Origin of the sequence: Pseudorhodoferax sp. Leaf267 (assembly GCF_001422405.1) — a bacterium.
GTDB lineage: Bacteria > Pseudomonadota > Gammaproteobacteria > Burkholderiales > Burkholderiaceae_C > Pseudorhodoferax.
Map to the genome: position 1 here is coordinate 101821 of NZ_LMMV01000006.1, position 24055 is coordinate 125875.

21 protein-coding genes are annotated in these 24055 nt (G+C 70.3%); 13 read left to right on the forward strand and 8 right to left on the reverse strand.

Translation table 11 applies throughout. From position 1 onward, the window contains the following. Window position 1 precedes the first annotated feature (1 nt). The 4 genes from ASF43_RS11025 to ASF43_RS11040 are packed head-to-tail and all read left to right on the forward strand — an operon-like array spanning window position 2 to window position 3372. Window positions 2-865 carry a branched-chain amino acid ABC transporter permease gene (locus ASF43_RS11025; RefSeq protein WP_056180403.1) on the forward strand — a complete coding sequence of 288 codons (864 nt, stop codon included), beginning with the start codon at window positions 2-4 and terminating at the stop codon, window positions 863-865. Continuing rightward, complete coding sequence (locus ASF43_RS11030; protein ID WP_056180405.1) at window positions 862-1872, forward strand: branched-chain amino acid ABC transporter permease; 1011 nt, start codon at window positions 862-864, stop codon at window positions 1870-1872. Before ASF43_RS11025 ends, ASF43_RS11030 begins: the two co-directional genes overlap by 4 nt. Further along, window positions 1869-2639, forward strand: coding sequence for an ABC transporter ATP-binding protein (locus tag ASF43_RS11035; RefSeq protein WP_056180408.1), 771 nt, complete (start codon window positions 1869-1871; stop codon window positions 2637-2639). Before ASF43_RS11030 ends, ASF43_RS11035 begins: the two co-directional genes overlap by 4 nt. Beyond that, window positions 2629-3372 (forward strand): ABC transporter ATP-binding protein, encoded by a 744-nt coding sequence (locus ASF43_RS11040; protein ID WP_056180411.1) that lies wholly within the window; start codon window positions 2629-2631, stop codon window positions 3370-3372. The genes ASF43_RS11035 and ASF43_RS11040 overlap by 11 nt, the downstream gene beginning before the upstream one ends. A gap of 3 nt (window positions 3373-3375) precedes the next feature. Here ASF43_RS11040 and dinG read toward each other — a convergent pair whose 3' ends face one another. From dinG to ASF43_RS11055, 3 genes are all read right to left on the reverse strand, one after another. Further along, complete coding sequence (gene dinG / locus ASF43_RS11045; RefSeq protein ID WP_369803256.1) at window positions 3376-5571, reverse strand: ATP-dependent DNA helicase DinG; 2196 nt, start codon at window positions 5569-5571, stop codon at window positions 3376-3378. A gap of 96 nt (window positions 5572-5667) precedes the next feature. Continuing rightward, entirely contained in the window at window positions 5668-7239 is a 1572-nt protein-coding gene (locus ASF43_RS11050) for a phospholipase D family protein (protein ID WP_056180417.1), read from the reverse strand. A 47-nt stretch (window positions 7240-7286) separates the two neighbouring features. Further along, on the reverse strand, window positions 7287-8045 hold the full coding sequence (locus ASF43_RS11055; protein WP_056180421.1) for an IclR family transcriptional regulator C-terminal domain-containing protein: 759 nt from the start codon (window positions 8043-8045) through the stop codon (window positions 7287-7289). Between the two features lie 153 nt (window positions 8046-8198). Between ASF43_RS11055 and pobA the strand changes: the two genes are divergently transcribed. Then, the gene (gene pobA / locus ASF43_RS11060; RefSeq protein WP_056180424.1) at window positions 8199-9377 is read left to right on the forward strand and encodes a 4-hydroxybenzoate 3-monooxygenase; all 1179 of its coding nucleotides are present in this window, start codon (window positions 8199-8201) and stop codon (window positions 9375-9377) included. A 92-nt stretch (window positions 9378-9469) separates the two neighbouring features. Then, window positions 9470-11251: a tannase/feruloyl esterase family alpha/beta hydrolase gene (locus ASF43_RS11065; protein WP_082497781.1), complete on the forward strand. Its 1782-nt coding sequence runs from the start codon at window positions 9470-9472 to the stop codon at window positions 11249-11251. A 65-nt stretch (window positions 11252-11316) separates the two neighbouring features. Here ASF43_RS11065 and ASF43_RS11070 read toward each other — a convergent pair whose 3' ends face one another. Continuing rightward, window positions 11317-11811, reverse strand: coding sequence for a PEP-CTERM sorting domain-containing protein (locus tag ASF43_RS11070; RefSeq protein WP_056180430.1), 495 nt, complete (start codon window positions 11809-11811; stop codon window positions 11317-11319). A gap of 205 nt (window positions 11812-12016) precedes the next feature. Between ASF43_RS11070 and ASF43_RS11075 the strand changes: the two genes are divergently transcribed. Then, the gene (locus tag ASF43_RS11075) at window positions 12017-12520 is read left to right on the forward strand and encodes a gluconokinase (RefSeq protein WP_056180433.1); all 504 of its coding nucleotides are present in this window, start codon (window positions 12017-12019) and stop codon (window positions 12518-12520) included. A gap of 9 nt (window positions 12521-12529) precedes the next feature. Then, the gene (locus ASF43_RS11080) at window positions 12530-13456 is read left to right on the forward strand and encodes a LysR substrate-binding domain-containing protein (protein ID WP_056180436.1); all 927 of its coding nucleotides are present in this window, start codon (window positions 12530-12532) and stop codon (window positions 13454-13456) included. Between the two features lie 20 nt (window positions 13457-13476). Here ASF43_RS11080 and ASF43_RS11085 read toward each other — a convergent pair whose 3' ends face one another. Further along, a complete protein-coding gene (locus tag ASF43_RS11085; protein WP_056180439.1) occupies window positions 13477-14676 on the reverse strand; it encodes a cation:proton antiporter in 1200 nt (399 codons plus the stop codon). Window positions 14677-14763: 87 nt separating this feature from the next. Here ASF43_RS11085 and ASF43_RS11090 point away from each other — a divergent pair, with 87 nt between their 5' ends. Further along, window positions 14764-15258 carry a hypothetical protein gene (locus ASF43_RS11090; protein ID WP_056180442.1) on the forward strand — a complete coding sequence of 165 codons (495 nt, stop codon included), beginning with the start codon at window positions 14764-14766 and terminating at the stop codon, window positions 15256-15258. Window positions 15259-15270: 12 nt separating this feature from the next. Here the strand turns inward: ASF43_RS11090 and ASF43_RS11095 are convergent, their stop codons facing one another. Then, the gene (locus tag ASF43_RS11095) at window positions 15271-16698 is read right to left on the reverse strand and encodes an iron-containing redox enzyme family protein (protein WP_056180445.1); all 1428 of its coding nucleotides are present in this window, start codon (window positions 16696-16698) and stop codon (window positions 15271-15273) included. A 355-nt stretch (window positions 16699-17053) separates the two neighbouring features. Between ASF43_RS11095 and ASF43_RS11100 the strand changes: the two genes are divergently transcribed. After that, window positions 17054-19240, forward strand: a complete 2187-nt coding sequence (locus ASF43_RS11100; protein WP_056180447.1) for a TonB family protein — start codon at window positions 17054-17056, stop codon at window positions 19238-19240. An 82-nt stretch (window positions 19241-19322) separates the two neighbouring features. On the opposite strand, the gene ASF43_RS11105 is transcribed toward ASF43_RS11100, so the two are convergent. After that, complete coding sequence (locus ASF43_RS11105) at window positions 19323-19691, reverse strand: DUF1428 domain-containing protein (RefSeq protein WP_056180450.1); 369 nt, start codon at window positions 19689-19691, stop codon at window positions 19323-19325. Between the two features lie 292 nt (window positions 19692-19983). On the opposite strand from ASF43_RS11105, the gene ASF43_RS11110 reads away from it, so the two are divergent. Continuing rightward, window positions 19984-20295, forward strand: coding sequence for a hypothetical protein (locus ASF43_RS11110; RefSeq protein ID WP_056180453.1), 312 nt, complete (start codon window positions 19984-19986; stop codon window positions 20293-20295). A 43-nt stretch (window positions 20296-20338) separates the two neighbouring features. Here ASF43_RS11110 and ASF43_RS11115 read toward each other — a convergent pair whose 3' ends face one another. Beyond that, window positions 20339-21145: an aspartate/glutamate racemase family protein gene (locus ASF43_RS11115; RefSeq protein WP_200932507.1), complete on the reverse strand. Its 807-nt coding sequence runs from the start codon at window positions 21143-21145 to the stop codon at window positions 20339-20341. 179 nt (window positions 21146-21324) lie between these two features. Here ASF43_RS11115 and ASF43_RS11120 point away from each other — a divergent pair, with 179 nt between their 5' ends. Both ASF43_RS11120 and ASF43_RS11125 read left to right on the forward strand, forming a co-directional pair. Then, complete coding sequence (locus ASF43_RS11120) at window positions 21325-22233, forward strand: CoA transferase (protein ID WP_056180485.1); 909 nt, start codon at window positions 21325-21327, stop codon at window positions 22231-22233. Window positions 22234-22529: 296 nt separating this feature from the next. Then, entirely contained in the window at window positions 22530-23684 is a 1155-nt protein-coding gene (locus ASF43_RS11125; protein WP_056180455.1) for a glycerophosphodiester phosphodiesterase, read from the forward strand. Window positions 23685-24055: the final 371 nt, after the last annotated feature.

Here is a 24055-nt window from a genome sequence, read left to right on the forward strand (position 1 = left end):
CATGGACTTCGCCAGCTTCCTGATCCAGTTGCTCAACAGCGTGCAGTACGGCCTGCTGCTGTTCATGCTGGCAGCCGGCCTCACGCTGATCTTCGGCATCATGGGCGTGGTCAACCTCGCGCACGGCAGCTTCTACATGCTGGGCGCCTACCTCGCATACTCGCTGACCGCCCGATTCGGCAGCCTGACGCTGGCCATCCTCGCGGGCGCGCTACTGGCCGTGGCCTTCGGCCTGCTGCTGGAGCGGCTGCTGTTCCGCCACTTCTACCACCGCGACCACCTGGACCAGGTGCTGCTCACCTTCGGCCTGATCTACATCTTCGAGGAACTGCGCTCCATCCTGTGGGGCGACGACGTGCATGGCGTGGCGATCCCCGCCGCGCTGTCGGCCTCGATCCCGCTGACCGACACGCTGTCCTACCCGGTCTACCGCCTCTTCATGTCCGGCATCTGCATCGTGCTGGCGATCGGGCTGTACTGGCTGATCGCGCGCACGCGGCTGGGCATGAAGATCCGCGCCGGCGCGTTCAACCGCGAGATGACGGAATCGCTGGGCATCAACATCCGGCTGATCCATGCCGTCGTGTTCGCGCTGGGCATCGGCCTGGCCACGGTGGCCGGCATGATCGCCGCGCCGATCGCCAGCGTCTACCCGAATATGGGCTCGCAGGTGCTGATCATGTGCTTCGTGGTCGTGGTGATCGGCGGCATCGGCTCGGTGCGCGGCGCGCTGATCTCAGCGCTGCTGGTCGGGCTGGTCGACACCTTCGGCAAGGTGCTGCTGCCGCAGGTAGCGGGCATGCTGGTCTACATGTTGATGGCGGCGGTGCTGCTGTACAAGCCCGAAGGGTTGTTCAAGCAATGAGCGCTGCACGGTCGAATCTGGAAATCCTGCCGCGCGGCGTTCAGGTAGCGCTGGCGCTGGGCCTGGTCGCCCTGCTCGCCTTCCCCTTCGTCGGCAGCGATTTCTACACGCAGGTCGTCACGCGCATGATGGTCATGGCGATCTTCGCGATGAGCCTGGATTTGATCCAGGGCGTGACCGGCCTGGTGTCGCTGGGGCATGCGGCGTTCTTCGGCGTGGCCGGCTACGCGCTCGCGTTCATGACGCCTGCGGGCGAACCGGTCAGCCTGTGGTGGACGCTGCCGCTGGCCGTGCTGGCCTCGGCGCTGGCCGCGCTCGTGATCGGCTTCTTCGTCGTGCGCACGCATGGCATCTACTTCATCATGGTGACCATGGCCTTCGCGCAGATGGTCTATTACCTGTTCTTCGACAACAAGGCATTGGGCGGATCGGACGGGCTGTACATCAACTTCCGCCCCAGCGCTGAAGCCTTTGGCTGGACCCCATTCGACCTGGACGACAAGCGCACGCTGTACTACTTCACCGCGTTCTGCATGCTGGCCGTCTACGCCTTCCTGCGCCGCCTGCTGTGGAGCCCCTTCGGCCGCACGCTGGCCGGCATCCGCGTGAACGAGCACCGCATGCGCGCCATGGGCTATGGCAGCTTCGGCTACAAGCTCGCCGCCTTCACGCTGGCCGGCGCGCTGGCCGGGTTGGCGGGCTTTCTGTGGGGCGTGCAGACCGGTTTCGTGAACCCCGAGCTCATGGGTTTTCACATGAGCGCGCACGCCATCATGATGGTGATCCTGGGCGGCATGGGCAACTTCGCCGGCGCCATCGTCGGGGCGTTCGCGTTCGAGACGCTCCTGTCGGTCTTCAAGGACCTGCCCACGGTGGGCGCCGTGCGCTTCGGCAAGCACTGGCAGCTGTGGATGGGCATCTTCATCGTGGCCGTCGTATGGCTCGCGCCGCGTGGCCTGATGGGCCTGGCGGACCGGATGCTGGGCCGTGGCAAGGACAAGGCATGACGGCCGACGTATTGCTCTCCGCGCGGCAGTTGACCAAGCGCTTCGGCGGCCTGGCCGCGGTCAACGCCGTTTCGCTGGACCTGTGGCGCGGCCGCATCCACGCCGTGATCGGCCCCAACGGCGCCGGCAAGTCCACGCTGTCGCACCTGCTGTCGGGCGACCTGCCGCCAACCGAAGGCAAGGTGACCCTGGCGAGCCAGGACGTGACCGGCTGGTCGCCGGAGAGGATCTCGCGCCAGGGCCTGGGCCGCAGCTACCAGAAGACCAACATCTTTGCGCCCTTCTCCGTCTGGGACAACGTGCACCTGGCCGCCCAATCACGCGCGCAGCACCCGGCCCGCTGGCTGCGCCGTGCGCAGGACTTCGCCGCCACGCGCGAACGCTGCGAACGCGCGCTGGAGCTGGCCGGCCTCACGGCGCGCCGCGACGCCATCGCCGGCACCATCAGCCACGGCGAGCAACGCCAGCTCGAGATCGCCATGAGCCTGGCGACCGCACCGCGCGTGCTGCTGCTGGACGAGCCGCTGGCCGGCATGGGCCAGGCCGAGGCCGAGCGCATGGTGGCACTGCTGCTGCGCATCAAGCCCGACCACGCCATGCTGCTCGTGGAGCACGACATGGACGCCGTGTTCGCGCTGGCCGACCACCTGACGGTGATGGTCAACGGCCAGGTCATCGCCAGCGACAGCCCGGCCGCCGTGCGCGCCGATGCGGCCGTGCAGGCGGCCTACCTGGGCGAGGAAGCCGAGCACGACCATGGCCACTGACACCCTGCTGATCGAGGCCCGCGGCCTCGACACCTACTACGGCGCCAGCCACATCCTGCACGGCGTGGATTTCCGCGTCGCGGCCGGCGAGACCATCGGCCTCATGGGCCGCAACGGCATGGGCAAGACCACCTTGCTCAAGACGCTGATGGGCATCGTCGTGCCCAAGGCCGGCAGCGTGGCCGTGCAGGGCCGCACCATGACGGGCCGGCCGACCTACGAGGTCGCGCAACTGGGCATCGCCTACGTGCCCGAGGGCCGCGGCATCTTCGGCAACCTGAGCGTGGAGGAAAACCTGCGCATGGCCGCGCGCGCCGGCCGCAGCGACGCGGCCAGGGCCCGCGCCACCGCAGGCGAGCACTGGCACTACGAACGCGTGCTCGACACCTTCCCGCGTCTCAAGGAACGGCTGGGCCACGGCGGCCAGCAGTTGTCAGGCGGCGAGCAGCAGATGCTCACCATCGGCCGCGCGCTGATGACCAACCCCGACGTGCTGATCCTGGACGAGGCCACCGAGGGACTTGCGCCGCTGATCGCGCGCGAGATCTGGCGCATCTGCGAGCTCATCCGTGGCTCGGGGATCAGCAGCGTGATCGTGGACAAGAACTGGCGCCACGTCACGCGCATCACCGACCGCAATGTGATCCTGGTGAAGGGCCGCGTCGTGTTCGAAGGCAGCAGCGCAGCGCTGCTCGGCCAGCCCGGCCTGCTGCAGGTGCACCTGGGCGTCTGAGGTTCAAACGTCGATCGCGTGCAGCCGGCCCTGCACGTCGCGCCGCCAGCGCGCGAACGGCGGCAGCGCCTGCAGCAGCCGGCGGCCGAAGGCGGTAGCGATCAGCCGGCGGTCATAGCACAGGATGCTGCACTGGTCCGTCTCGCTGCGGATCGCGCGGCCGGCCCATTGCGCCAGCCGCATCGCGGTGGCCGGCAACACCAGCTCGCTGAATGCATCGCGCCCGATGTTGCGCAGCCAGGCCGCGCGCGCCTCGCCCACCGGGTCGTCGGGCGACGCGAACGGCAGCTTGGTGATGAAGAGCTGCTCGCACAGCGCGCCCGGCAGGTCCATGCCCTCGCCGAAGGACTGCAGGCCGAACACGATGGACGGCCCACCGGCTGCCACGGCATCGCGGTGGCGCGCCAGCAGCGTGGTGCGCGGCATCTCGCCCTGCGCCAGCACCAGCGCGCGCAGGCCGGGCGGCAGCGCGGCGACCGTCTGGCGCATCTGCTCGCGCGAGGTGAACAGCACCAGCGCACCGCGCCGCACGTCTGCCAGATCGGCCAGCAGCAGTTGCACGAGCTCGGGCGTGAAGCGTGCAGCGTCCTTGGGGTCGGCGCGCGTCTCCACCACGATGAAGCGGCCCTGTTCCGGATAGGCGAAGGGGCTGGCCACGGCCAGCGTGGCGACGGCTTCGTCGTTGGCCAGGCCGGTCTCACGCAGGAAGAAATCGAACGCGTCGCCGGCGCGCAGCGTGGCCGAGGTCATGACCGCGGCGCGCACGCCGCTCCACAGCTGACCACGCAGGCTGCTGCCGGGCAGCACGGGGCTGGCATGGGCGCGCACGCGCGGGCCCTTGGCGCTGCCGGCGTGCAGGCTGAACCACTTGGCCACGGGCGGCGACTCGGGCGCGGTCTCCGTCAGCAGCAGCTGGGCCGCGGCATGCACCTGCTCCAGCCGTGGTGTCAGCATGCCCAGCTGGGCGTACAGCACCGACAGGCGGCGTGCCTCGTCGGGCAGGTCGCGGATCTGCGCCCGCAAGGCCTTGGCCACGCTGGACAGGATGTCCAGAAAGGTCTCGGCCATGGCCTGCACCATCTGCAGCGGCTCGTTCAACGTCTCGGGCAGCAGCCCGCCCGGCACGCGCACGCGGGCGCCCTCCACGCCCTGCGGCGCGGCGGCGAACTCGGCGGCATAGACGTCGAGCACCAGGCGTTGCAGGTCGGCCAGGCTCTGCTGCAACTGCGCGGCCTGGCGTGGCGTGTCGGCGGCCTCGGTCACCAGCATCAGGCCGCCGATGCGCCGGCAGCGCTGGGCCAGGGTGTCGATCCAGCCGGTCGCGCCCAGGTCCATCGCGCAGGCGAAGCGCTCCAGCGCGACGGATGGCAGGTGGTGGGCTTCGTCCAGGATCAGCAGCGCGTTGTCCAGCGACGGCAGGTTGCGCCCGCCCAGCGAGGCCAGCAGCAGGTCGTGGTTGACCACGATGACCTGGGCGCCCACCAACTCGCGGCGCTTGTCGAAGTAAGTGCAGCCGTTGAACACCGGGCAGTGCTTGCCGGTGCAGGAGCTGGCCTCGGCCGCGACGGGCCACCAGGCTTCCATCGCGGGCTGTTGCGGCAGGTTGTCCCGGTCGCCGTCCCAGTCCTTGCCCAGGCTCTTGGCCAGAGCGCCGTAGAACTGCACGCGGGCCAGGCGCTCGGCGGCCGAGCCCGGCGCCTGCATGTGGTCCTCGCTGGCGTCGGCGAACAGATCGTCTTCCTCGGCGCCCTCCTCGCCGGCCAGGCGCGCCAGCTTGAGCTTGCAGACGTAGCGGCCCCGGCCCTTGGCCAGCGCGAAGCGAAAAGGCTGGTCCATCACGGCGGCCAGCGCGGGCAGGTCCTTGTGGACCAGCTGCTCCTGCAGCGCGACGGTGGCCGTGGAGATCAACACGCGCGTCTTGCGCGCCAGCGCGATGGACACGGCCGTGGCCGCGTAGGCCAGCGACTTGCCGACGCCGGTGCCGGCCTCGATCACGGCAATCGCACGGTCCGGCTCGTCGCCCTCCTCCACCTGGCCCAGCGTGGCGCCGGCAAAGGTGGCAGCCACGCGCTCGGCCATCTGGCGCTGGCCGGCCCGTACGCGCAGGCCCGGGCTGGCGGCCAGCACCTGGTCGAAGGCGTGCAGCGCCGCAGCGGCGATGGCGGCCGGCGAGGCCGGTGGGCAATCCGAGGGAGAAATGGCGACGGCCTTGACGAACGGGAAACGCCGGGCAGCGCCGATGGGCAGGCTGCGCGGGGGGGCAGGAAGTGTATCGCCCGGGCTGGCGCTGGCCGGCTACAGCTGGTCTTCCCCCACGAACAGCGAGCTGAGCCAGTTGCGGATCTCGGCCATCCAGGTCGTGCCGGGGTTGGTCTTGTGCACGATGACACCGCCGTCGTCCGTGCGCTCCAGCCACTCGACGCGGCCGGCGTCCGACAGCCGCAGCCGGTAGGCCGACTTGAAGCCATCGGCCGGAATCATGCGCATGAACTCGCGCACGATCTCGGGGCTTTCCACCACCAGGCCGATCTCGGTATTGATGCGCGCCGAGCGGCTGTCCAGGTTCATCGAGCCGACGAAGATGCGGTCCTCGTCGATGACCGAGATCTTGGCGTGCAGCCGCGAGATCGAGCTGCCGAACACGCCCAGCTGCGTGCGGTTGCCCAGCTGCGGCGCCACTTCGTAGAGGTCGAAGCCCAGGCGCAGCAGGTCGTCGCGGTAGCGCGCGTAGCCCAGGTAGACCAGAGGCTCGTCGGTGGAGCTCAGCGAGTTGGTGTAGACCGTGAGCTTCACGCCGTTGGCCGCCGAGCGCGCCAGCCGCGCCATGCCCAGCTTGCCGGGGATGAAGTACGGCGAAATGATCAGCACCTTGGACCGCGCCGAATCCATGAGGTCCAGCACGCGCAGGCTGACGCTGCCCTGCAGCCGCGCGTCGCGGTCGCTGCGCGTGATCTTGGACGGGTCGTCCACCAGCACGCGGGCGTGGGCGAACATCAGGTCCAGCCGGCCGCGGGCCAGCTGCTCGCGCACGGGCGTATGGCCCAGCACGTCTCGCTCCCGCACGTCGATATCGGGCAATGGCGCGCCGACGATCTCATCGAAACGCCGGCGCGCCTGCTCCGGCGCCAGGGCGGGGCGGGCCACCTGCGCGACCGGCCACACATGCTCGCTGTTCCAGTACAGGTCGAATGCGGCCGACTGCTCGCGCACCACGGGGCCGGCGGCCATCACGTCGGCGTCGATGAAATTGGCCGCTCCGCCCTGCATGAAGTACTCGTCGCCGATGTTGCGCCCGCCCGAGACCGAGAAGCTGTTGTCCGCCACGAACAGCTTGTTGTGCATGCGGTGGTTGATGCGCGAGAACTCGTGCAGCGACGCCAGGAAGCGGCCGACGAGAGAGCCCTCGCGCGCCGGCAGCGGGTTGAACAGCCGCACCTCTACGTTGGAGAACGCGGCCAGCGTGCTGAACAGCTCGTCCTGCCCGGCCGTGTAGAAGTCGTCGACGATCAGCCGCACGCGCACGCCGCGCCGGGCCGCATCCCGCAGCTCGCGCAGCAGGCGAAAGCCCACGCTGTCGCTCTGGAGCTGGTAGTACTGCACGTCCAGCGACTTCTCGGCGCGGCGCGCCAGCGCGATGCGCGCGTCCAGCGAGAACGGCCCCTCGGGCAGCATGCGAAAGCCGGACTTCCCGCCCACATCGGCCGGCGTGCTGGACGCGGCCACGCGAGCCAGCGCGGTGCCGGCCACGTCCGCCAGCGCATGCGTGGACGCGGGCGGCTCGCGCGGCGCCAGGCTTGCGCAGCCGGCGAGCAGGCCCGCCATGAACACGGCGGCATAGGCCACCAGCAGCGATCTCGTACGCCCCATCTCGTCTCCCCTGCGGATGCGCCGACTGTGCGCGCGCGCCGCCGCTTTTACAACAAGGCCCGCAGCTCGCGCGCCGCCTCCAGCAGCAGCGGCAGCAGCTCGCGCTCCATGGCCTCGCGGCCCAGCCGGCCGGGCGAGGCCACCACGTTCAGCGCTGCCACGGTGGCGCCCTGCATGTTGCGCAGCGGCACGGCCAGTGCGTGCACGCCGAGCTCGTGCTCCTCGATGGCGATGGCGTAGTCGGCGCGGCGCACGTCGTCCACCAGTGCACGAAAGCCGCGTGCATCGGTCACCGTGTAGGCCGTCAGCCGCGGCAGTTGCCGGCCCTTCATCCAGGCCGTGAACACCGTGCGCGGCTCGGCGGCCAGCAACACGCGGCCCGTGGAGGTGGCATGCACCGGCAGCCGCGCACCCAGGTGCAGGCCGTAGGCCAGCATGCGCAGCGTGCCGCTGCGCGCCACGATCACCACCTCGTCGCCGTCGCGCACCACGGCCGAGAAGGATTCGCCGGTCTGCGCCGCGAGCCGGTTCAGCGTCGGCTGGATCGCGCGCGGCAACCGCGCCGACGCCAGATAGCTGCCCGAGAAGCGCAGCACCTTGGGCGCCAGCCAGAAGTAGCCGCCGTCCGTCTCCAGGTAGCCCAGATGGGCCAGGGTCAACAGATGACGCCGCGCGGCCGCGCGCGTGATGCCGGCGCGCTGGGCCGCCAGCGTGGCGTTCAGACGCTGGCGCTCGGTGTCGAAGCTCTCCAGCACGGCCATGCCCTTGGCCATGCCTTCGATGAGGTCCGCCTTGGCAATCGTCATGGGTTGGCCCGGTCGGTGAAGGTTGCGCGATCATCGCGCAGCGGGCTCGATGATCGCACAACGTCGCCACGGCCGCGACCCCACCGGCGCGATGCGGCCCTACGCTTGCGCCATCCCCAGAACCGATCGGCCGGCAGGCCCAGGAGACACCCCATGCGTACCCAAGTCGCCATCATCGGCGCCGGCCCCTCGGGCCTGCTGCTCGGCCAGCTGCTGCACAAGGCCGGCATCGCCAACATCGTCATCGAGCGCCAGAGCGGCGACTACGTGCTCGGCCGCATCCGCGCCGGCGTGCTGGAGCAGGTGACCATGGACCTGCTGGCCCAGGCCGGCGTGGCCGAGCGCGCACTGGCCGAGGGCCTGCCGCATGACGGCATCGAGCTGCTGTTCGCTGGCCAGCGCCACCGCATCGACCTGCATGGCCTCTCAGGCGGCAAACGCGTGACGGTCTACGGCCAGACCGAGGTCACGCGCGACCTCATGGAAGCGCGCGCCGCCGCCGGCCTCACCACCGTCTACCAGGCCGCCGACGTGCAGCTGCACGACTTCGACGGCAGCAACCCCACCGTGAGCTACACGCAAGGCGGCCAGCGCCACGCCCTGCAGTGCGACTTCATCGCCGGCTGCGACGGCTACCACGGCATCAGCCGCCAGAGCGTGCCGGCCGCTGCCTTGCGCACCTACGAGAAGGTCTACCCCTTCGGCTGGCTCGGCGTGCTGGCCGACGTGCCGCCGGTCTCGCACGAACTCATCTACGCCAACACCGAGCGCGGCTTCGCCCTGTGCAGCATGCGCAGCGAGAGCCGCAGCCGCTACTACGTGCAGTGCTCCATGGACGAGCAGGTCGAGAACTGGAGCGACGAGGCCTTCTGGAACGAGCTGCGCGCGCGGCTGGACCCGCAGGCCGCCGAGCGCCTGATCACCGGCCCGTCGCTGGAGAAAAGCATCGCGCCGCTGCGCAGCTTCGTGGCCGAGCCCATGCGCTTCGGCAGGCTGTTCCTGGCCGGCGACGCGGCCCACATCGTGCCGCCCACGGGCGCCAAGGGCCTGAACCTGGCCGCCTCCGACGTGGGCTACCTGTGGCGCGGCCTGGCCGAGTACTACGGCGAGAAGTCCAGCGTGGGCATCGACCGTTACTCGGACACCTGCCTGCGCCGCGTCTGGAAGGCTGAGCGCTTCTCGTGGTGGTTCACCTCGCTGATGCACCGCTTCCCCGACAACGGGCCTTTCGGCCAGAAGATCCAGGAGGCCGAGCTCGACTACCTCGTCCGGTCACAGGCCGCATCGACGTCGCTGGCCGAGAACTACGTGGGCCTGCCCGTCGAGTGGTGAGGCCTCGGCTTCGTTTCCATCTGCAGAAAGGACCGCCAACGACCTGACCCTTGCGACCGCCCATTCCGAATACCACCTTTACAGGAGACAAGATGCAGACACTGACATCGCACGCGCACCGCGTGCACGCAACAGGCTTGGTTTCGAACAAGACCCTCATCGCCGCGGCCATGGCCGCCCTGCTCGCCGGCTGCGGTGGCAGCGACGGTGACGACAGCTTCGCCACACCTCTGGTCGTGGCCAATCCGGCGGGGGCCTGCGCGGCGCTGGCCGGCCAGAGCGTCGAGGCCGGCAAGATCGGCGAGCCGACGACGGGCGCGACCGTCAAGTCCGCCACGCTGAAGCCGGCCGTCGCCGACGCGCCCAACGCAGCCGGCACCGCCACCGTGCTGGGCACGCCCGAGTACTGCGAGGTGCTGGTCGAGATCAAGCCGGTCGACCCCGCGGCGCCGCTGATCAACACGCAGCTGAACCTGCCCACCAGCTGGAACGGCAAGAAGCTGCAGTTCGGCGGCTCGGGCTACAACGGCGCGCTCGTGACGGGCCTGGACGCCAGCCGCAATGCGCCGCCCGACGTGCCGCGCCCCATCACGCGCGGCTACATGACCACGGGCACGGACTCGGGCCACCAGAACCAGACGGGCGTGGAAGCCTATGCCTTCGCGCTGAACCAGGAGGCCCTGGTCAATTTCGCCTACGCCTCCTACAAGAAAACGCACGACGTGGCCATCGAGCTGGGCCGGCGCTACTACGACAAGCGCCCCATGAAGAGCTACTACATGGGCGGCTCCGAGGGCGGGCGCGAAGCCATGATGATGGCCCAGCGCTACCCCGACGACTACGACGGCATCGTCTCCATTGATCCGGTCATGAACTGGACCGGCCTGCAGACCTTCGGCAACTGGATCGGCGGCATCCGCCAGGCTGCACCGGGCGCCGCGCTGGTCGGCAAGACGCAGCTGGTGCACGACACTGTGACGGCCGCCTGCGACGCGCTGGACGGCATCGCCGACCAGGTGGTGAGCAACTACCGCGCCTGCAAGCCCGTGGCCGAGGCCGCGCTGGCCGCGAAGGTCTGCGCCTCGGGCACCGACGAGGGCGCAGGCTGCTTCTCCAGCGCGCAACTGGCCGTGATCCAGTCCGCCCATGCGGGCTACCAGTTCAGCTTCCCGGTGGCCAACGGCATGCAGGCCTATGCGGGCTTCGGCTTCGGCGGCGAAGGCCTGGCGGGCAACTGGTCGAACTGGCTCGTGGGCACGGTGCCGCCGACCGCAGGCCCCGCGGCCAACGGCATCAACCAGGTCTACCGTTTCGGCAATGGCTACGTGCGCTACTTCGTGGCACAGAACGCGGCATTCGACCCGCTGACCTACGAGCCCGCGAACTTCCGCGACCGGGTGCTGCAGGTCTCGCAGTGGATGGACGCCACCAACCCCGACCTGTCGGCCTTCCGCGCCAGCGGCGGCAAGCTCATCCTGCGCGAGGACATGAGCGACACGGCGCAGAGCCCGCTGACCGGCCTGAACTACTGGGATGCCGTGGTCTCGCGCATGGGCGCCGGGCCCGTGGCCGAGTTCTTCGCGGCCTACGCGGCGACCGGGCTGCCCCACACCTCGGGCGGTATCGCCGCCGGCACGGCCAACGCGCCGGCCTACGGCATCCCGGGCCGCGTGGACCTGCTGGCCGTGATGGAGGACTGGGTCGAGAAAGGCGTGAAGCCGGCCACGCACTACACGCTCACGAACAAGAGCGCGCTGGCGCCGTTCGCGCAGGTGGCGTCCAAGCCCATGTGCCAGTACCCGCAGTACCCGCGCTACACGGGCGCGGATGCGAGCGGCGGCGCCGTCGCCAGCAACTTCAGCTGCGTGAACTGACGCATCCCGGGCGCGCAAGCGCATGGCGGTCACGCGCGGCGGCGCAGGCGGCCTGCGCGCCGCCCTCAGCGTGCCGTGCGTGGCCTGCGCCGCCGGCCAGCCCAGCCCACCAAGCCCAGGCCGCCGAGGACCATGCCCAGGGTCGCCGGCTCGGGCACTTCGGCCACGGGCGTAGGGATGGCCACGGACTTCGATTCACCGGCGACGCGCGGAAATGCGTTGAACGCGATGAAGCCATAGGCCGTGGTGTTCACGCGGTCGGCCAGCGTGATGAGCGGGCCGCTGCCCGGGTAGATTGCCAGGCCGAACGGCCCTCCCGGGATGCGGCCGGTGTCGTTGACCGCCGTCATGACGAACAGGTCGTCGACATAGGCCAGCGAGAGCGCGCTCGGGCCCACGAAGTAGGCGTAGGCAGGCCCGTTCTGCTCCAGCGTCACCACGCCCAGCGTGCCGCAGGGCGCAAAGCTGAAGCCGCACTCCTCACGGAATCGCACGGTGGCAGCGTGCGTGGACGACAGCGCCACCAGGGACAGCAGCAGGCTCAGCAGAAGGCGCGGCATCCACAACTCCAGGCGATCAGAAAACGAAAAGCCTGGCATTTTCGGCATGCAATCCCTTGAGACCAAGCGCATGCATGCAATTGATTGCAACTGTTGTGACGCCTGGAGGTCGGCGCCCCTCTCCCATGACAATGCCATGCACCGCTCGACGTCAGCGCGGGTCCCCACCGGCGCGCGGACAATGGCGGCCGGAACAGGAGGCGCAATGAACTTGAAACTGGTGGTGATGGGCGTGTCGGGCTGCGGCAAGTCCTCCCTGGGCGCCGCGCTGGCGCAGGCGCTGGGCAGCAGGCTGATCGAAGGCGACGACTACCACCCGGCTGCCAACCAGGACAAGATGCAGCGCGGCATCGCGCTCACCGACGACGACCGCTGGCCCTGGCTGGCGCACATCGGCGCGCTGGTGCGTGACGAAGCCGGCGGCGCGGTGCTGACCTGTTCCGCGCTTAAGCGCAGCTACCGCGACCGGCTGCGCGCGCTGGAGCCCGCGCTGCGCTTCGTGTTCGTCGACATCACCGAAGAGGAAGCCCGTGCCCGCGTCGGCGCGCGGCAAGGCCACTTTTTTCCAGCGCAGCTCGTGGCCAACCAGTTCGCGGCGCTGGAGCCACCGGTTGGAGAGACCGGCGTGGTGCGTGTCGATGCGCTGCTGACCCTGCAAGACCAGCGCGATGCGGTGCTGCGGGAGCTGGGCGTCGCGCGCCCGGGCTGACGCGGCGCGATGACCAGCCCCATCCACCCGGCAGACCTGGGCTTTTTCTCGACCCTGGCCAGCGCGGCCAGCCTGTCGGCCGCGGCACGCGAACTGGGCATCACCACGCCGGCCGTCAGCAAGCACCTGGCGCAGATGGAAACACGCGTGGGCGTGCTGCTCGTGAACCGTTCGACGCGGCGTATGAGCCTCACGCCCGAGGGCGAGCTGTACCTGGAGCATGCGCGCCGCATCCTCGCCGAGATCGACGGCATGGGCGAGCTGCTGGGCGTCTCCAAGGCCACGCCGCAGGGCCTGCTGCGCGTGAATGCCACGCTGGGCTTCGGCCGCAGCCACGTGGCGCCGCTGATCTCCAGATTCGTGCGCAAGCACCCCGAGGTGCAGGTGCAGCTGCAGCTGTCCGTCGCGCCACCGGCGATCACGGAAGACCTGTTCGACGTCTGCATCCGCTTCGGCGCGCCGCCCGACAGCCGCGTCATCGCCAAGAACATCGGCGCCAACCGGCGGCTGCTGTGCGCGGCGCCCGCGTACCTGGCCCGACACGGCATGCCCAAAGTGCCGAACGATCTCACGCGGCACAACTGCGTGGGCATCCGCCAGGGCGAGGAGGCGTATGGCCTGTGGCGGCTCACCAGCGGCAAGGGCCGCGGCGCGAAGACCGAGGCCGTGAAGACGCGCGGCAACCTGACCACGAACGACGGCGAGATCGCCGTGAACTGGGCGCTGGAGGGCCACGGCATCGTGATGCGCGCCGAATGGGACGTGGCGCGCCATTTGCGCAGCGGCCGCCTGGTGCAGGTGCTGCCGCAGTACTTCACGCCCGACGCCGACATCTACGCCGTCTACCCGCAGCGCCACCAGATGGCGGCGCGCGTGCGGGCGTTCGTCGATTTCCTGGCCGCGTCGTTCACGCAGCAGGCGGCCGGCAAAGGCTGACCGCCCGGCACCTCACCAGTTCATCGTGCGCGAAACACCACGTCGCGCATGCGCGCCAGCCGGGGCGCGACCATCGGCACGGTCAGCATGGTGCTGGCCACGGCCATCAGCAGCAGCGCCGTGAAGGCTTCGTTGGTGATCACGGCCTTGTCCAGCAGCACGTTGGCAAAGATGATCATGATCAGCGCCTTGGTCTGCAGCAGCCAGCCGATCAGCGAGGCCTCACCCGGCTGCCAGCGCAGGATGCGGCCGGCCAGCTGCAGGCCGATCAGCTTGCCCGCCACCGAAGCCAGCAGCAGCACCAGGCCGGCCACGAACACGGCCGCCCCCCCCACCTGCCAGTTGGTGCGCAGGCCGGTGCTGAGAAAGAACACCGGCATCAGCACCAGCAGCACGTTGTGGCGCAGCCAGTCCATCTGTTGCTGGTCGAACCACTCGGCGTCCATCACGGCACCGGCGATGAACGCGCCCACCATGTAGTGCAGGCCGCACCAGTCGGCACCCAGCCCGCAGGCGGCCAGCCAGACCAGCCCCACGTACCAGCGGTCGCGCTCGGGAATGCGCCGCATGAGCCGACGCAGCAGCACGCTGGCCACGGCGAACAGCACGAGGAAGGCGAGCTGCTTGCCCACGCGCTCCCAGTCCATGAGGATCAGCGCCAGCACGCCCCAGATCGCGATGTCGTCCAGGCTGGCGTAGCGCAGGATGCGCTGGCCGATGGGCTGGCGCAGGATCTGCAGTTTCTCCATGAACAGGATCAGGATGGGCAGCGCCGTGACGGCGCACGACATGCCGATGCCCAGCACGAACTGCCAGGGCATGGCGCCGGTGCCGATCCAGCCCGGCCAGGCCAGCATGCCGACGCCGGCGGCCGCGCCGAAGACCAGCGGCACGCCGAGCGCCAGGCCCGCCGTCACGAAGCTCTCGCGTCGGTGCACCAGGGCCTGGCGCAGGTCCAGCTCGATGCCGGCGATCCATACGAACAGCATCACTGCCCACTGCGCGATGGCATTGAGCGACTGGATCACGGGCGGGCTGAACACGAACCGGTAGTAGTCGGGGAACAGCGCGCCCAGCACGCCCGGCCCGAGCACGATGCCCGTGATGATCTGCACCACCACCAGCGGTGCGAAGTACTCGGTGCGCCCGAGCCGCCACACCAGGTAGGGCAGCGTGAAGATGATCAGCATGGCGATCAGGAAGATCTCGGAGGTGGTCATGTCAAGGACGGGATGTGGGCGAAACGGCGCCCGGCATTGTCCACACGCGCGGCCCGTCCGCCCGCGCGGCTGCGGGACAATGCCTGCATGCACGACGCCACCCCACCCGAAGAAGCCGACCTCACCATCCAGGAGCCGCGCCTGTGGCGCGACGAGCGCTGGACCGCCCGCGTGATCAAGAACGAAGACGACGACGGCTGGGCGGTGTCCATGACACTGCACGGCGAGGCCGAGCCGGCACTGGTCGGCCCCTGGACCATGGGCCGCGACAAGAAAAACCCCAAGCCGCTGGACGCGCCGGCCTTCCACACGCTGGTGAAGACGGCGGCCGAGGTGCTGCGTCGGCACGAGCAGCAACTGCATGCGCGTTTGCACAAGCAGGTGGACATGGGGGTGGGAAGCGAGCGCGTGCGGGTGACGCTGCGCATCGTGCCGGACGACGAGTACCCGTACGCCGTGCTCACGGCCCAGGACGAATTCGGCCAGCCGCTCGGCGAGGCCCGCGTGGCAGCCGACTTCAAGCTCAGCGCGGCCAGCGCCGAGGCCTGGGTGGCCAGCGGCTACAGCGCCAGGCCGCGCTGACGGCGCGCCCTCCTAACCCGCGCGCATGCTGGCCACGAGCTGGCGCGTTGCGTCCAGGCCTTCGGCAGTCCAATGCGCACCGGGGGCCAGCTGGCCGACCGTCGGCTCCGGCACGGCATCGAGGCTCGCGCGCTCGCCGCGCAGCGCACGCAGTCGCTGCTCGGCGCGGAACGAGCGCGCGCGCGCTCCGGCCGGCACGCGCGGCGCATCGTACTTGAGCCCATCGGCGCTTGCCGCGCCGCGCATCCAGTCGAAGATGGCCTGCAGCTCATAGTCGCTGAAGACACCGAACATCTCGGCCCGGTCGCCCACCAGCAGCTGCCAAAAGCGGCTTTGCGCCGGATCACCGCCCTGCACGATCCACCCCTTGCGCACCAGTGCCTGCACGAAGCCGCCCACCAAGGCCGGGTCGCTCAACCATTCGTTGACGGTGCGGCCTTCGATGCGGCAGTAGTCCGAATGCGCGCCCGCCCCGGCCACGCTCTTGGCCGCGAAGATGCGCAGCACTTCCGCGTCGATGTCGAAGCCGCCGATCACGGCGTTGGTGCCCAGGCCCAGGTCGTTGAGCCGGTAGCCGCGGCGCACGCGCTGCCAGTAACGTTCGGCGTCGGGGTAGCGTGGCGCGTTCAGCGCGACGGCGTCGACCGCCTTGCGTGCGTGGCCGCTGTCGGCGTTGTCCACCGTGATGTGCAGCGTGAAGTAGTACGGGTCCAGCCCCAGCTCGTTGAGCTCGTAGGCCGTGATCAGCAGGTGCAGCGGCAGCTGCTCGTAGCCCAGGTTGAAGCCGATCACCTCGGGCAGCATCTGCTCCGTGGTGTGGCCCAGCGCCAGCTGCAGCGCGCCCTGCTCGAAATACGCATCTGCCAGGTGCTGGCCCTCGCTCAGGCCATGCGAGCGCAGCAGCTCGCGGTACAGCAGGACGTGGTTCTTGGTCTCGTCGCCGTTGCCCAGCTCTTCGAGGTAGGTCTGCGCCAGGCCGGCCATGCGCGGGTCGCGCGCATAGCGCAGGCAGCCATGCAGCCAGGCGCCGTCGACCAGCTTGGTCGGTGCCACGGCCTGCAGGAAGTGCAGCGCATGGGTGCGGTTCGTGAAGAAGCGGCGCGGCGCGCCGGCCTTGCGCTCGGCCAGGTAGGCCTGGTAGGCGTCGGTGGCCCGGTGCGCCGAGGCCGCCATCCAGTCCGCCAGGCCGTCCGGCGAGGCCGGCAGGTCGTCGGCCGTGCCGGCCACGGCCTCCAGCGCCCGGCGCACAAGCGCCAATGAGCGGTGGCTGGCCTGCTGGCGCTCGGCCTGCGGTGCCACGAGCTCGTCGTAGGCCGCCCGGAACGATGTCGGCCGGTCCGGCGCCGGCGTGGCCCCGATGCTGGCGGGGTAATGGTCGTCGGAGCAGGGATAGGCCTGACGCGGCGCGGGCGCCGGGCGGGAAGTGTGAGCAGTGTGCATGGCCTGAGCATGACGATGCGCCCGCCCAGGCTGCCCAGGGCAAGGCGAGCTCCGCGCGTGGGACAGCAGGCGCTGTCGGGTGGGGCTCCGGTCTTACGCGGGTCGCCTGCGTGCCACGGCCGCCCGGCCGACACCCCAGTGCCCGGCACGGCGACAACGATGCGCTGATCGACGAACGGGCGTCGAGCGGCATCGCCTGCGTGTCCTTCGTCCTGTTGGGCTCCGTCGCTGGGTGGACAGGCCCGACCTGCACGCGCAACGCCGAAGCAACGCAAGCCGCCTGGCCAGTGCCACTACAGTCACGGCCTCATCCACAGGCCCAGCCGATCGTCGCGCGGGCCGCAACCCACAGCACGTGTCGGCACCAGCGGACCCCATTTCGATCGAGAACCAGTGGCTGCGCCAACGCCGGTACCGGCCGAACGCGGGCCTGCTGCGCGCGGTCCTGGGCTCGCTGCTGGTGCACGCGCTGCTGCTGAGCCTGCGCTTCGGCGGCGCGCAGCACGGGCTGCCGGGCCTCGTCTTCCCCTGGCAGGAGCGGCGTGGCGCGGTGCCCGACCTGCGCGTGGTGCTGCAGGCCGCTGCCCCACCGGCCGCGGCGCCGGTGGCCACGGAGCCGGTGACGCCGCCGGCTGCCGTGCCGCGCAAGGCGAACCCAGCCCAGTCCAGCGCGGCCCCGCCCCCCAGCCCGGCACCAACGCAGGCACGCGTCGCCCCGGCCGCACCGCCCTCGAGCGCGGACGGCCCTCCCCGGGTTGCTCCCTTGGCGCCCGAACTGGCCGCATCCCCCAGCGATGCCGCTGGCCCGCAGGTCAGGCGCCAGGCGGCAGCGGCACGGGCTGAGGCACGGGCTCGGGCGGCGCAGGCCCGTGCCGGGCAACGCGACGACGCGCGCCGGCAGGCTGCGCAACGCGCGCAGGCCCAGCGCGAGCGATCGCGCCAAGCCACGCTGGACGCGGCGCGTGCACAGGCCGCGCGCGCCGAAGCCGATCGTGCCGACGCCGAACGCCAGGCTGCCTTGCAACAGCAGTCGGCACAGCGCGAGGCCGCGCAACGGCAAGCCGCGCGGGCCCAGGCCGCCGAACGGGAAGCCGAACGCCTGGACATCCTGCAGCGCCAGGCGGCCGACGAAGCGGCTACGGTGGCCTTGTCGGCGCAGCGCGAGGCCGCGCGCCAGCAGGCCGCACAGGCCGAAGCAGCGCGTCGCGAGGCCGAGCGCCAGGCCGCCGAACAACAGGCCGCGGCACAGCAGCAGGCGGAGCGCCAGGAAGCCGATCGCGCCCAGGCGGCTCGCATCGAAGCGGAGCAACGCGCCGCCGCGCAACAGGACGCCGTGCGCGAGACCGCGCTGAAGGCCGAACAGGAACGACGCGAGGCCGAGCGCAACGAAGCCGCCCGGCAGGCGGCAGCCCAGGAAGCCGCCGCACAGGACGCCGCCGCGCAGCAGGCGCTGGCGCGCGAGCACGATGCCTGGCAGGCAGCTGCGCGCACGCTGGCCGCCACGGAACAGGCCGCCCGAGAACAGGCCGCCCTGGAGCAAGCCGCCCGGGAGGATGCCGAGCGGACCGCGGCGGCGCGCCAGCAGGCAGCGCAGCAGGAGGCCGCACGCCAAGAGGCCCAGCAAGCCGATGCGGCCCGCCAGGAAGCGGCCCGCCAGGAAGCCGCCCGCCAGGAGGCCGCAAGGGCCGAAATACGGCGGCAGGCCGAAGCACGAGAGCTGGCCTCCCGTCAGGAGGCCGCACGGGCCGAAGCGGCACGGCAGGAGAACGAACGCGCCGAGGCCAGCCGGCAAGAGGCCGCACGCCAGGCGGCCGAACGCCAGGCCGCGGATCGCCAGGACGCGGCGCGCCAGGAAGCCGCCCGCGCCGAGGCTGCGCGGCAGGCCGCCGCCCAGCAGGCCGCAGCCGAGGAAGCGGCCCGGCGCGCAGCCGCGCAGGACGCAGCGGCGCGCGCGGCCGCCGAACAGCGCGCGTCGACAGCCCAGGCCGCGGCCGCCGCCCGAGATGCCGAACAGCGACAGGCCGACCAGCGCGACGCCCAGGCGCAAGCCGCGCGCGCCCACGAAGCCCTGCGCGAGGAACGGCTGCGTGCGATCGGCCGCCAGCTGAATGCGGAGGCCGACCAGCGCGCCGAGGCCGAGGCCGAGGCCGCTGCCCGCGCCTCGCCCGACCTGCCCTCGTCCTGGAGCAACGCGCGGCGCGGCCGCATCCTGGGACGCGGCGACCCGAACGAGCGGCTGCGCCTCTATGCCGAAACCTGGAGCCGCAAGATCGAGCTCAACATGACCTTCGACGAAGTGCGCGAGACCGTGCGGCAGCCGCACCAGCCGCCGATCGTGACGGTCGCCGTGCGGCGCGACGGCTCGGTCGAGTCCATCACTTTCGTGCGCTCCAGCGGTGTGCCCGCCATCGACGAAGCCGTGCGGCGCATCGTGCAGGGCCAGGCCCACTACCCGGCGTTCCCGCCCGACCTGGCCCGCGACTTCGACGTGGTCGAGATCCGCCGGACCTGGCATTTCGACATGGCGGTTCGGCTGTACTGATTGCGCGCATGGCCGGTGCAGCCCAGGGCCGGGCCGGCCGCATGGCGGTCAGCTGCGGCTGGCGCAGCCGCCCAGCCCAGTCTCAGGCCTTGACTTCCACCACCTGCTCGAAGCCGCCGAAGATCATGCGCTTGCCGTCGAAGGGCATGGGCGGGTTCTCGGGGTTGGACGGGTCCATGCGCGGGTCTTCCATCATCTTCTTCATGCCGGCGTCGCGCGTGGCCTTGTCCGGCCATTCGACCCATGAGAACGCCACTGTCTCCTCGGCTGTGGCCTGCACGGCGCGGCGGAAGTCGGTGACCTTGCCGTCGGGCACGTCGTCGCCCCAGCCCTCGATCACGCGGGTCGCACCCAGCTCGATGAACAGCGCGTCGAAATGGCGTGCATGCTCGATGAACTTGTGCTTGTTGGCGGTGGGAACGGCGATCACGAAACCATCGATGTAGGACATGGGTTGACTCCTGTGCGTTGACCGGTCGGCGCGCTCGCCCGAGAGCGCCTTGCCTGCCATCGACGAACGAGGAGACACCGAATCGACATGGCCGGCCGGGCGGCAGTCTCTGGCCGTGCAGCGGCTTGGGGACGCGCAGCGGCAGCGTACACCCTTGGCCTGCGGCGAGTCACGGCGGCCAACAAGTCACGGCGGGCCTCGGGACGCACGCTGATCGGCATTCGGGTTGCGATCCGACACCGGCCCGGCCTCCAGGCAATAGGCTGCAGACACACTTCATAGGAGACATGCCATGCCTGACGCCAAGAAGCTCGATCCGACCGGTGAACGGGCCGCCGCCACCGAGGCCATGGAGACAACGCCGATCAGCGGCAAGGAGCATGCGTACCGGGCTGACGGGGACCACCATCCGCGCCAAGACGCGGCAGCCATCGATGGCGCCGACGCCGATGCCGACGGCCTGGATACGCCGGGTCTGGGTGCAGCGCCCAAGGCAGAAGTCCCGGCTGAGCGCCACATCAGCCAGGGCATCCCGGGTGCAGGCGGGCTGCCCGAGACGGACCCGGCGCCGGACGGTGAGCGCGAGCGCGGGCCGCACACCTGACGAGCGCCTTGCCGGCGCCGGGCACTGCAAGGCGGCCCGCCGGCTACCGGCCTTTGCGGATGCTGTCGGCTGCGGCCTGCGCGGCCGCGATCACCGGCACCACCAGCGGAATGTCGAACTGTGGCTGAAGCCGCAGCGCCGAAGCCGTCAGCGGGCCACCGCCGATGATCACGGCCTTCGCGCCGTCCGCAGCCGACGCACGTACGGCTTCTGCCAGCGCCGCGTCGAGTTCCTCCGGCGACTTTTTCATCAGCGCGTTCGGGTCGCCAGGCGTCGCGCGCGTGCCGCGAAACTGCGCGCCGTAGCCCAGTGCCACAGCCGTCTGGCGGAACCCTTCGAGCAGGCCCGGGTCGGGTGTCGTCGTGGCGATGCCGAACGGGCGACCTCCCTTGGCGGCCTCGTGAAAGGCCTGCTCGCGGATGCCGAAGACCGGCACGCCGACCTTGGCACGCAACTCAGGCAAGCCCGGATCGCCAAAGGCCGAGACGATGATCGCGCCGACCTTGGGATCCCGTGCGGCTTCGGCCCCGATCCTGACAACGCCCGGCAGCGCGTCCGCCAGGTCCTTCGGCGTCGTCAGCAAAGGCGGGACGCCCTCGTTGCTCTTGCCCTCGACCTTGATGCCACCGGTCGCCGTCGAGGCGATGTCGGTCATGGACAGCGTGGTGCCCGCGTTCGAGTTCGGATTGATCAGCACGATGTACCGGCTCTCGGCTGCGGCGGTGGCGCCCTGCGCCGCGGCGAGGCCAGGCGCCAGTGCGCAGACGGCGCACATGGCAGCACGCAGGGTGCGGCGCGCAGCCAGGCGCGCGGCCGAGGGTGGCTGCGCTGAAGTGGGCGTGGGCATCATGGGTTTCCTTTTCATCGGGATATGCGAGGGGGTGGTGGCCGGGGCCGGTGTTGCCCCGATGCTTTAGCAGGATCTGCGCCACAGCCGCTCGGGCAAACCCGAACCCTGTCGCACAGCGCACCTGGCGCGCCGCGGGCCGCCTGCGCTAGATTGCGCGTTTGCTTTCCACGCGCAACCGCATGACCATCCGCACCGCATCCCCCGCCCCCAAGCCCGCCCGCCCCCTGGCGGGCGTGCGCATTCTGAGCCTGGCGCTGAACCTGCCCGGCCCCGCCGCGCTCATGCGCTGCCGCACCATGGGCGCGACCTGCGTGAAGCTGGAGCCACCAGCGCCCGACAGCGGCGCGGGCGACCCGATGGCCAGTTACGCGCCGCAGGCCTACGCGGCGCTGCACGCCGGCGTGCGCGTGCTGCGGGCCAACCTCAAGACGGAGGCTGGCCAGAAGGCACTGCACCGGGAGCTGGCGCGCACCGACGTCCTGGTGACTTCGTTCCGCCCCTCGGCGCTGGCCAGGCTCGACCTGGGCTGGCGCAAGCTGCACAAGCTGTATCCCACGCTGTCGCAGGTGGCCATCGTCGGCGCGAGCGGCGAGCGCGCCGAGGAGCCGGGCCACGACCTGACCTACCTGGCGGAGCACGGCCTGGTCAGCGGTCTCGATCTGCCGCCCACGCTGTACGCCGACATGGGCGGCTCGCTGATGGCCAGCGAGGCCGTGCTGCAGGCGCAGCTGCTGCGCGCCGCGAAGGGCCGAGGCGTCTTCCTGGAAGTCGCCCTGGCCGATGCGGCCGGCTACCTGGCGCTGCCGCGCGCCTGGGGGCTCACGGCGCCGCAGGGCTCGGTCGGCGGTGCGCATGCGGGCTACCGCGTCTACCCCTGCCAGGATGGCCGCGTCGCCGTGGCCGCACTGGAGCCGCATTTCGCGCAGGCGCTGTGCGCCGCGGCCGGCGTGGCCGATGCGTCCCGCAAAGGCATGCTGGCCAGCGCCACACACGAGGCCATTGCCGCATTCCTGCTGGGCCGCACGCGCCGCCAGCTCGAGCGGCTGGCCATCGAGCAGGACATTCCGCTGCACGTGCTGCCAGCCTGAACACGCATGCCCAAAGCCACGCTGCGCTGCACCTGCTTCGACCGGGGTGGCACGTTGATGGCCTAAGACGGGCCGCGGGACCTGCCCTTGGCGCTGTGGCCCACGCTGCTCGTGACCCCGCGCGTACTTTGCCAACCGCCGAATCGGCTCACAACCTGTTGCAGGTGTTTCACAGGCCGCACACATCGCCGACAGGGCGGCCCAGGCGTCGCTCTACCGTCACGTGGCATTCACGCGCGTGTCATCCGGCGCGCGCAGACTGCGGCGATTGCACAACAGACGAGGAGAACAACCACATGACAAACACCCGCACCCTGATCCTGAGCGCGCTGGCTGTCGCGGCGCTGGCCGCATGCGGCAGCAGCGATGACGACTACCCCACCCTGTCGGGCGACAAACCGCTGGTCGTCGGCCACCGTGGCGCAAGCGGTTACCGGCCCGAACACACGCTGGCCAGCTATACCCTGGCCATCGAAATGGGCGCCGACTTCATCGAGCCCGATCTCGTGGCCACCAAGGACGGCGTGCTGGTCGCGCGCCACGAGCCCAACATCACCAACACCACGGACGTCTCCACGCGCCCCGAGTTCGCCGACCGCAAGACCACGAAGGTGGTCGATGGCGTCTCGGAGACCGGCTGGTTCGCCTCGGACTTCACACTGGCCGAGATCAAGACCCTGTACGCCAAGCAGACCTTCGCCGAGCGCGACCAGTCGTACAACACGCAGTTCCGCATCCCCACGCTCGAGGAAGTGCTGGACCTGGCGAAGACCGAAGGCGCCAAGGTGGGCCGCACCATCGGCGTGATCCCGGAAACCAAGCATCCGACCTACCACGTCGGCCTGGGCCTGCAGCTGGAAGACCGGCTGCTCGCCATCCTGGCCAGGTACGGCTACACCGAGAAGAGCTCGCCCGTGGTCGTGCAGTCGTTCGAGGTGTCCAACCTCAAGTACCTGCGCAGCAAGTCGCAGATCCGCCTGGTGCAGCTGATCGACGCCAACGACGTCAAGGCCGATGGCTCGATGGACCTGACGGCGCCCTACGACAAGCCCTACGACTTCGCCGTGGCCGGTGACGCGCGCACCTTCGCCACCATGCTGACGCCAGCCGGACTGCAGGAGATCAAGACCTACGCGGACATGATCGGCCCCTGGAAGCCTTACCTGATCCCGACGCGCCAGGTGGACGCCAACAACGACGGCCAGCCCGACGACCTGAATGGCGATGGCAAGATCGACGAGCGTGACCGTGTCGTGATGCCCACCACCAGCGTGATCCGCGACGCGCATGCCGCGGGCCTCATGGTCGTGCCCTACACCTTCCGCAGCGAAGTCACGCGGCTGCCGTCCAACGACAAGGGCGACGCCAAGGCCGAGTACAAGCGGTTCTACGACGCAGGCGTGGACGGCGTGTTCAGCGACTTCCCGGACGCGGCCGTCGCGGCGCGCTAACAGGCTGCTGAAATACCCGACGCCGCAGCTCGTCTCACCTCGGTGAGAGTGCGGATTCAGCAGGGCGTTCGGCGCTGACGGCTCAATTACGCATTCAGAGCGCGATTCGGGTCATTGCACGAACTCGTTCATGGGCAGCGGCTGNCAGGCTGCTGAAATACCCGACGCCGCAGCTCGTCTCACCTCGGTGAGAGTGCGGATTCAGCAGGGCGTTCGGCGCTGACGGCTCAATTACGCATTCAGAGCGCGATTCGGGTCACGCCAGCGCCGTGTGGCGCGCCTTTTCCCCTCATCGGGCACCTTGCAGACGCACCTGCCCTAGCGAGCGCATGCGCACAAGGTTGTAGGCGGCCATGTTCAGCACGAACATC

What these genes read in the sequence shown, in the direction of transcription:
- ASF43_RS11090 (WP_056180442.1), top strand. Translation starts at nt 14,764, where the DNA reads ATGCACGACGCCACCCCACCCGAAGAAGCCGACCTCACCATCCAGGAG.
- ASF43_RS11075 (WP_056180433.1), top strand. Translation starts at nt 12,017, where the DNA reads ATGAACTTGAAACTGGTGGTGATGGGCGTGTCGGGCTGCGGCAAGTCC.
- ASF43_RS11040 (WP_056180411.1), top strand. Translation starts at nt 2,629, where the DNA reads ATGGCCACTGACACCCTGCTGATCGAGGCCCGCGGCCTCGACACCTAC.
- pobA (WP_056180424.1), top strand. Translation starts at nt 8,199, where the DNA reads ATGCGTACCCAAGTCGCCATCATCGGCGCCGGCCCCTCGGGCCTGCTG.
- ASF43_RS11070 (WP_056180430.1), bottom strand. Translation starts at nt 11,811, where the DNA reads ATGCCGCGCCTTCTGCTGAGCCTGCTGCTGTCCCTGGTGGCGCTGTCG.
- ASF43_RS11055 (WP_056180421.1), bottom strand. Translation starts at nt 8,045, where the DNA reads ATGACGATTGCCAAGGCGGACCTCATCGAAGGCATGGCCAAGGGCATG.
- ASF43_RS11065 (WP_082497781.1), top strand. Translation starts at nt 9,470, where the DNA reads ATGCAGACACTGACATCGCACGCGCACCGCGTGCACGCAACAGGCTTG.
- ASF43_RS11080 (WP_056180436.1), top strand. Translation starts at nt 12,530, where the DNA reads ATGACCAGCCCCATCCACCCGGCAGACCTGGGCTTTTTCTCGACCCTG.
- ASF43_RS11120 (WP_056180485.1), top strand. Translation starts at nt 21,325, where the DNA reads ATGACCATCCGCACCGCATCCCCCGCCCCCAAGCCCGCCCGCCCCCTG.
- ASF43_RS11025 (WP_056180403.1), top strand. Translation starts at nt 2, where the DNA reads ATGGACTTCGCCAGCTTCCTGATCCAGTTGCTCAACAGCGTGCAGTAC.
- ASF43_RS11030 (WP_056180405.1), top strand. Translation starts at nt 862, where the DNA reads ATGAGCGCTGCACGGTCGAATCTGGAAATCCTGCCGCGCGGCGTTCAG.
- ASF43_RS11125 (WP_056180455.1), top strand. Translation starts at nt 22,530, where the DNA reads ATGACAAACACCCGCACCCTGATCCTGAGCGCGCTGGCTGTCGCGGCG.
- ASF43_RS11105 (WP_056180450.1), bottom strand. Translation starts at nt 19,691, where the DNA reads ATGTCCTACATCGATGGTTTCGTGATCGCCGTTCCCACCGCCAACAAG.
- ASF43_RS11115 (WP_200932507.1), bottom strand. Translation starts at nt 21,145, where the DNA reads ATGATGCCCACGCCCACTTCAGCGCAGCCACCCTCGGCCGCGCGCCTG.
- ASF43_RS11050 (WP_056180417.1), bottom strand. Translation starts at nt 7,239, where the DNA reads ATGGGGCGTACGAGATCGCTGCTGGTGGCCTATGCCGCCGTGTTCATG.
- ASF43_RS11085 (WP_056180439.1), bottom strand. Translation starts at nt 14,676, where the DNA reads ATGACCACCTCCGAGATCTTCCTGATCGCCATGCTGATCATCTTCACG.
- ASF43_RS11095 (WP_056180445.1), bottom strand. Translation starts at nt 16,698, where the DNA reads ATGCACACTGCTCACACTTCCCGCCCGGCGCCCGCGCCGCGTCAGGCC.
- ASF43_RS11035 (WP_056180408.1), top strand. Translation starts at nt 1,869, where the DNA reads ATGACGGCCGACGTATTGCTCTCCGCGCGGCAGTTGACCAAGCGCTTC.
- ASF43_RS11110 (WP_056180453.1), top strand. Translation starts at nt 19,984, where the DNA reads ATGCCTGACGCCAAGAAGCTCGATCCGACCGGTGAACGGGCCGCCGCC.